Raw genomic sequence first — 7,130 nt, forward strand, 5'->3', positions numbered from 1 at the left:
CGATGCAGACGACCGTGCCGTTGCTGCCCGTGTCGACGATCGAGCCGCGCATGAAGAAGGTATGTCCGATACCCTGAGCGAATGAAGGGACCGCTGCGAGCATCGAGATGCCGGCGAGCGCAACCATGATGGAGTTCTTGATCATCTTGGACTCCTCTGAGAAGTGTTGAACACTGCCGCTCGATCTCTCGAGGGGAAGACTTTGTTTCTTCGCCTTCAGGAGTATGGTCCCTGGTCCAAGCTCGGTATACGTATTGTTCGCAGCGACTGTCGGTTTGAGTAGATCCCCCGGGACCGTCGTTGATTTGTCCGTACCTCGCCAAACGGATGGCACCTGCCGCCTCCTCGGTGGGCGTCGTCCAGCATTGGTTGCAACTGATCTGTCCGGGTGCGCCCACTTGGTTCCGGGCACCTTTTGCAGATGTGGTGGGTTACGCCGTTTCCCCCCAACCGTGAGGGCTCCGCCTTCACGGTGCGTATTACCTAGGGGCAACAAAGGAGACGGTGATGAAAAGATCAGGAATGGCGTTCGCTCCCCTCTTACTGCTGGCCGCCGGCCCGGTCCTCGCCCAGGAGGCCATGCACGGCATGGATCATGGCAAGATGGGCCACTCCGACACGGGCATGATGAAACCGACACCCGCCAATCCATACCCGCGTGCCGAAATGGAGATGCATCGTAAGATGATGTCGGCCGTTGGCACCGATGCGACCGAGACCTGGGCCCGCAAGATGATCGAGCATCACCGCGGCGCGATCGCCATGTCACAGATCGTGCTCCGCCAGGCACCCGATGCGAAGACCCGGCAAATGGCTCAAAAATCGATTGCCGAGCAGAACAAGAGCATCGGTGAACTCCAGGCGATGCTCCGGTCTATGGGCAAGCGTCCTCAGTAATAAGCCTCGTTCGTCCCGCCCCCGCCGAGGGAGCGGGAGGTTCGACCAAGGAGTTTTTCGATGAAGATAGCTTTGCGATCCGCGCTGACTGCCGCAGCCTTGTTGGTTCCGGTTGCCGTCAGCGCGGCCACCCCGATCGTCATGCACCGCGACCCCGGCTGCGGCTGTTGTGCCAAGTGGGCGGCGCAGGTGCAGCGGCAGCTCGGGCGCCAGGTGCGCGTCGTCGATGATTCCAACCGCTCGGCGCTGCAAAAGCGCGCAGGGGTTCCCGCGGACGTCTCGTCCTGCCACACCGCAATCGCCGATGGCATGGCTTTTGAGGGCCACGTGCCGATCGCCGACATGAAGCGGGTTCTCGCGACCCGGCCCAAGGGCGTACGGGGCCTCGCAGTCGGCGGCATGCCGCTTGGTTCGCCGGGAATGGAAGTGCCGGGCGCCAAGGCGCAGGCCTATGACGTGGTCGCCTTCGGCCCCAACGGGCGCCGCCTGTTCGCCCGCCACGGCAGCTGATCGGCGGTTTTTTACGGCGGGAGACAAGACGCGGTCGCCCAGCCAGCGTAGCTCCTCCGTCCAGTTCGTCTAGAAGAGTAGACGAAAAGTCTCACAGGAAAGCGAATACGCGGGTGAGGGCGGAAGACGGCCCGTGCGTAAACGGGAATGGATGAACACGGATCAAGGGGGTTGGGTGATGAGCGGTAAACGAGGCGGGGCCTTCGCTCTGCTCCTTGCTGTTGCAATGTCAGTAAGCACGTCGGCATCGGCGCACGAAGATCACGATGCGCTTGGGGCCGGTCCCGGGCCGGCCGCTAACAGCACAGCCGAGACGCCGAAAGCAGACGGAGCGGACGCTGGCGACGGCCATATGGGCATGGGCTCTATGTCGACCGCGGACATGAACATGGGTGGCCGCGACATCGCCGGTGACGACATGGACATGGGCGGCATGCACGAGGAGACCGCGAACAAGAACAAGACGTTTGGGCAGCGACTGGTCAGCTGGCTTGGTCGTGTGCACACGATGGTGATCCATTTTCCGATCGCGCTGTTCATCGGCGCGTTCGGCGTCGAACTTTTCGGCCTGTGGCGTCGCAACCGCGATTACCAGCATGTCGCCCACATCATGTTGGTAGTCGGCGCGCTAGGCGCGATCGTGGCCGCGTTCCTCGGCTGGTTTGCGGGTGGATTTTACCTGACCGATCGCAACCCGATCCTCATGACCCACCGTTGGCTCGGCACCGCCATAGCCGTCTTCGGCGTCGCGCTCGCTTGGATGGCGGCGCGCCACCGCAAGGTTCCCGAGCGGTCGCGGACACTGTACTGGGTGGTGCTTGGCCTGATGACGCTCGCGATCTCGATCCAGGGATTCCTCGGCGGAACCTTCATGCATGGCGGAATAAACCACTTGGCGTTCTGAGTGGACCCGACGCTCGATAGGCGGTCGCGTGTTGGCGCGGCTCAAAGGAATGCGACGAAATGCGACAGCGCCGACCTTCATGCCCATAGGCCTTTTGAGCATAGCGTCGGATGCCGCCGGCGATCCCGGCCCCCGCTTGGCCGCTCGGGCGTGTCGAGCAATCCCCCGGCGCTGGTAATAGCACACTGTCGCGATGCACTCGCGCGCGATCCACGCGATCGTGGTGCGGGATCATCGAAACGGAGAAAGGCCGTGTCGCCGATCGTCGTGTGGAGACGAATAGCGCGAAAAGAAGATGACAAGCGAGCCGGCGACCGGCGCTGGGTTGGCGGTTTTCGCTCGTTGCACCGCCAATGGCTCGCGCTACGTCGGCGGTACGCTCCGAGCGGGACAGAGCCCGGCGATGGCGGATGACAATCCGCTGTCGCGGTCGCGCAGCAGGTTATGAATTGCGGTCGCAGCGACCGCTGCTTGTCCGGTTGCAACGCTGATCTGATCGAGCCCTTCCACCACGTCGCCGACCGCGAAGAGGCCAGCAACCGAGGTTCGCTGGTGGGCGTCGGTCAGAACGCAGCCTGATCCGCTGAGCTGCGCCCCCAGCAAAGACGCGAGCCGCGTCCGAGGCGACGAGCCGAGCGCGGGGTAAAGCGTGTCGAATTGCAGCTCCAGGCCATTGGCCAACCGCACCTCGACACAGTCGCCAAGACGCAGCTGCTCGACAGGCGAGGGGGCGACATCGATGCCCTGCTGGTTCAGCTTGGCAAGTTCGGTCGGCCCGAGATCGAGCGAGCGCTCAGCCAGAAGCGTGACCTTGGCCCCATAAGCCCTCAGGAATTCAGCTTCTTCAGCGCCATGACCACTGCCGCCGAGCACCGCCACGTTCATCCGCCGGGCCTCATAACCATCGCAGATCGGGCAATAGCGGAGAAGCCCACGCGCCACGCCGATGTCATGCATTGCATCGGGCATCTCTGGACGTTGATTGACGACACCGGTAGCGAGGACAACGGTCCGCGCGCGCAGGACGTTAAGTTCGCAGCTTGCCGAGAAGTGGTCGCCTGACGCGACGATTGCGTCGATCTCGCCGCTCTGGACCGTACCGCCATATTCGTGCAGCTGAGCCTGCAGGCGCGCAAGAAACGTGACGCCGGAAATGCCGCCGGGAAATCCTGGCAGGTTGTGCGAGCGCGGGATGGTGGCGGCGCGCCCCGCCGCTGCGTCGTAGACGACGCAGCTCCTGAGAAACCGAGACAGATAGATCGCGGTCGTGAGGCCCGCTGGACCGCCGCCCACAACCAAACAGTCGATGACCTCCTCGGGGTCGCCAGTCCAGCCTTGATTGGTCAACCGCAACCTCATCATTACCCCGCGCATGCGCCCGTCGGGCCCGCGGCCACAGTTCGTTCGAAGGGAGACGCAGTGAGAAAGCGCTCCATGCTCCCTTCTGAATACGCGCCGGTGCCGCAGACCCCTCATCGAGGGCAGCGCGTCGGCACGAAAAAAGATCGTGAGGGGTGAACCGTCCGGCTGCGTAATACAGGTGAGCCCAATTGAAATGGAGATTGCCCTAATGCGCCGCTTGTTCATCCCGACTGCCGCCGCCGCCCTGTTCTTCGCAGGCGGCGTGGCGAACGCGCACCCGAAGCTGGTGTCCGCCAGCCCCGCCGCCAACGCGGCGGTTGCGACCCCCGAGAAGATCAGCCTCCAGTTCAGCGAGAAACTCGTGCCGGCTTTCTCCAAGGCCGACCTTACCATGGCCGCGATGCCCGGCATGGCGGCGATGAAAATGGCCAGCAGCGCCGCAGTCGGCGCCGATGGCCGGACGCTCACGATCACCCCGAAGCAGCGTCTCCCGCGTGGGCGCTACAGCGTCGACTGGCAGGTCGTCTCTAGCGACACACACAAAATCACCGGCAGCTACAACTTCACGGTGAAGTGAGCGAATGCTCGACTGGCCGACCGTCGCCATCCGCTTGGCGTTATACCTGGTCCTGGCGGCGCTGTTCGGCCTGTCGGCCTTCAGCCTCTATGGTCTTCGTCTTGGCGAGCGCGATGATGCCATCGCGCTGCGGCCTTGGCTCACGGCAAGCGCAGCGCTCGGGTTGCTGCTCTCAGCCGTTGGCCTGATCCTTATGGCCTCGGCGATGGCCGGTTCTGCATTCTGGCCGATCGACCAGGCAGCGGTGGCCGCGCTGCTCGGGGGGCCACCGGTTGGCACCGCCTGGAAGGTGCGTATGGTGGCGCTGGTCATCGCCGTCGGTGCAGCCCTGCTGGCGCGAGGCAGAGCATCGTGGCTGGCTATCGCCATGATTGCCGCCGCCGCGGCATTGGCGACACTCGCGTGGAACGGGCACGGCGCCATGGACGAGGGAAGCACCGGATGGCTTCACCTCGGTGCGGACATCCTCCACCTCTTGGGAGGCGGTATATGGGTCGGCGCGCTGTTCGGATTGCTTCTCCTGTTGACGCGTCGCACCGAGGAGATCGATGCCGCGCACCTTCGGCTGACCCATCGCGCCCTGCATGGGTTCGGCGCCGTCGGCACGCTCGTGGTTGTTACCCTGGTGGTCACCGGCTTGATCAACAGCTGGCTGCTCGTCGGCCCAGCCAATTTCGCGGCCTTGGGGACGACGCTCTACGGCCTGCTGCTGCTCGCCAAGCTGGTTTTGTTCGCAGCGATGCTGGGGCTCGCTTCGCTCAATCGGTTCCGCCTCACGCCGGCCTTCGAGCGCTCGATTGCCATGAACGACCATGGCGGGGCGCTTACGGCGCTGCGGGTCAGCCTTGCGGTCGAGACAGCCTGCGTGATCGGCATCCTGGCGCTCGTGGCATGGCTAGGCACCCTCGCGCCACCCGCGTCGGGCATGTAAGCGCTATGGACCAACCGTCCACGCAAGCGCCGCTCAGGCCTTCCACCTTCTTTTACCCACTTACGCGGCTTAACCCTCGCCTCCCAAGACACCCCCCGCTTGGACTGAGCTTACGTGTCCGACGCCCTAAGTCGCCCACAGGCGCTTGCGGGAAGGCCGCGTCGCGCTGCAAAGCTGGGCGTGCGAGAGGGTTGGTCCGGGTGGGCCTGTCAGTGTTTTCAGAGATGAATGAACAAGGGTGGCAAAGTCATGACCGATGGCAAACGCAGTGAAGCCGGCAGCGGCCAGGGTGGCGAAGTCGTCCTCATCACGGGTGCGAGCGGTTTTATCGCCGCAGCGCTGATTGCCCAGCTCGGCGAGCGCTACACGGTCGTCGGCCTTGATCGCGCCGGCCCTCCCGACCCACCGCCGCCCGCGGCGGCGATCGACATAGACCTCGGGTCAGACGAAGCGGTCCGAGTTGCGCTTGACGAGGTGCGCGCACGGTACGGCAACCGCATCGCCTCGGTGATCCACCTCGCCGCCTATTATGATATCACGGGTGACCCCAATCCGCTCTACGACAAGGTCACCGTGCAGGGCACCCGCCGGCTGATTGACGGGCTGCAATCGTTCGAAGTCGGACAATTCGTCTTCGCCAGCACGATGCTCGTTCATAAGCCGACCCCCACACCCGACGAGCGCATCAACGAGGACTCGCCGATCGGCGCGTCCTGGGCCTATCCGCAGTCCAAGGTCGACGCCGAGACATTGCTGCATGAGCGCCACGGAAACATCCCCGTCGTTTATATGCGCGCCGCCGGAGTTTACGACGACGACGGACGCTCGGCTTTTCTCGCGCAGCAGATATCGCAGATTTACGAGCACCGCCTGATTTCGCATTTTTATCCCGGCATGCTGTGTGCGGCGCAGTCATCGGTGCACCGCGACGACTTGGCTGACGCCGTGCTGCGTCTGGTCGATCGGCGGCACGAACTGCCGTCAGAACTGCCGCTGCTCATCGGCGAGCCCGACGCACCCGGCTATGCCGAGATCCAGGACATCGTCGGCGAGGCGCTCCACGGCGAGGGCTGGAAGACGATCCGGATTCCGCAGCCGCTCGCGAAAGCCGGGATCATCCTGCAGAACGAAGCGCTCGGCAGCGACGACTTCATCCAGCCCTGGATGATCGACAGCAGCAACGACCACTATATCCTCGATATTTCACGCGCCCGCTTGCTGCTCGGTTGGGAACCGAAGCATCGCCTCCGGGACACGCTGCCGACGATCGTCGCCGCGCTGAAGCGCCACCCGCGGGCCTGGTATCGGAACAACAAGCTTAACGAGAATCTGGTTGCCTGGCACGATAAGCTAAAGGCCGAACCTGTAGCGCCGGGCCAACAACCCGCAGCGGCAGGCGGTGGAATGGCCGACATGGATCACGGGGCTGCGGACCATAGCAGCATGGACCATGCTGCCATGGGGCACCGACCTGGCGCGGCGGACATGGCGATGACCGGTCACGGTGCACACGGCGATCACATGGCCATAATGGACCGCGACGAGCGCCGTGCGCGCTGGGCTCTTTACGCAAACATCGGTCTTGGGCTGTGGCTCGCCTCCAGCCCGCTTATCTACGACTCCGTGACCACTCACAGTGTCGGCGAGGCGGCGCGCTTCGTAACTATTGATCGCGGGCTGCCGTCGATCGAGTGGCGGGCGAACGCGCTGGCCATCAGCGATGTCGTCAGCGGCCTCGCCATCGTGCTGTTCGGCGCGCTGTCGCTCGTTCCGCGCACCAAGACATGGGCGCAGTGGGCGGTCGCGTTCGTCGGAATCTGGCTGTTCTTCGCCCCGCTGATCTTCTGGAGCCCGAGCGCCGCTCAGTACAACAACAACCTGCTCATCGGCTCGGCCGTGATCGCCCTGTCGGTGCTCGTGCCGATGATGCCGGGCATGAGCATGGCGGG

Annotated in this window: 7 protein-coding genes; 6 read left to right on the forward strand and 1 reads right to left on the reverse strand. The window is 64.1% G+C overall.

Features of this window, described 5'->3' with window-relative positions; translation table 11 throughout:
• Positions 1–522 precede the first annotated feature (522 nt).
• The 3 genes from AX703_RS02850 to AX703_RS02860 all read left to right on the forward strand — a co-directional run bounded on the left by AX703_RS02850 (position 523) and on the right by AX703_RS02860 (position 2,311).
• Positions 523–897 (forward strand): DUF305 domain-containing protein, encoded by a 375-nt coding sequence (locus AX703_RS02850; RefSeq protein WP_062342520.1) that lies wholly within the window; start codon positions 523–525, stop codon positions 895–897.
• 60 nt (positions 898–957) lie between these two features.
• Positions 958–1,407, forward strand: coding sequence for a DUF411 domain-containing protein (locus AX703_RS02855; protein ID WP_062342522.1), 450 nt, complete (start codon positions 958–960; stop codon positions 1,405–1,407).
• A gap of 151 nt (positions 1,408–1,558) precedes the next feature.
• Complete coding sequence (locus AX703_RS02860; RefSeq protein WP_231735330.1) at positions 1,559–2,311, forward strand: DUF2231 domain-containing protein; 753 nt, start codon at positions 1,559–1,561, stop codon at positions 2,309–2,311.
• A 363-nt stretch (positions 2,312–2,674) separates the two neighbouring features.
• On the opposite strand, the gene AX703_RS02865 is transcribed toward AX703_RS02860, so the two are convergent.
• Complete coding sequence (locus AX703_RS02865) at positions 2,675–3,658, reverse strand: NAD(P)/FAD-dependent oxidoreductase (protein ID WP_231735332.1); 984 nt, start codon at positions 3,656–3,658, stop codon at positions 2,675–2,677.
• Between the two features lie 223 nt (positions 3,659–3,881).
• Here AX703_RS02865 and copC point away from each other — a divergent pair, with 223 nt between their 5' ends.
• The 3 genes from copC to AX703_RS02880 all read left to right on the forward strand — a co-directional run.
• The gene (gene copC, locus AX703_RS02870) at positions 3,882–4,250 is read left to right on the forward strand and encodes a copper homeostasis periplasmic binding protein CopC (protein WP_062342528.1); all 369 of its coding nucleotides are present in this window, start codon (positions 3,882–3,884) and stop codon (positions 4,248–4,250) included.
• Between the two features lie 4 nt (positions 4,251–4,254).
• A complete protein-coding gene (gene copD, locus AX703_RS02875) occupies positions 4,255–5,181 on the forward strand; it encodes a copper homeostasis membrane protein CopD (RefSeq protein ID WP_004212957.1) in 927 nt (308 codons plus the stop codon).
• A 249-nt stretch (positions 5,182–5,430) separates the two neighbouring features.
• Positions 5,431–7,130, forward strand: a 1,700-nt coding sequence (locus tag AX703_RS02880; protein WP_156451876.1) for an NAD-dependent epimerase/dehydratase family protein, incomplete at its 3' end; no start/stop codon positions are given.

Source organism: Novosphingobium sp. CCH12-A3, assembly GCF_001556015.1.
Classification (GTDB): Bacteria; Pseudomonadota; Alphaproteobacteria; order Sphingomonadales; family Sphingomonadaceae; genus Novosphingobium; species Novosphingobium subterraneum.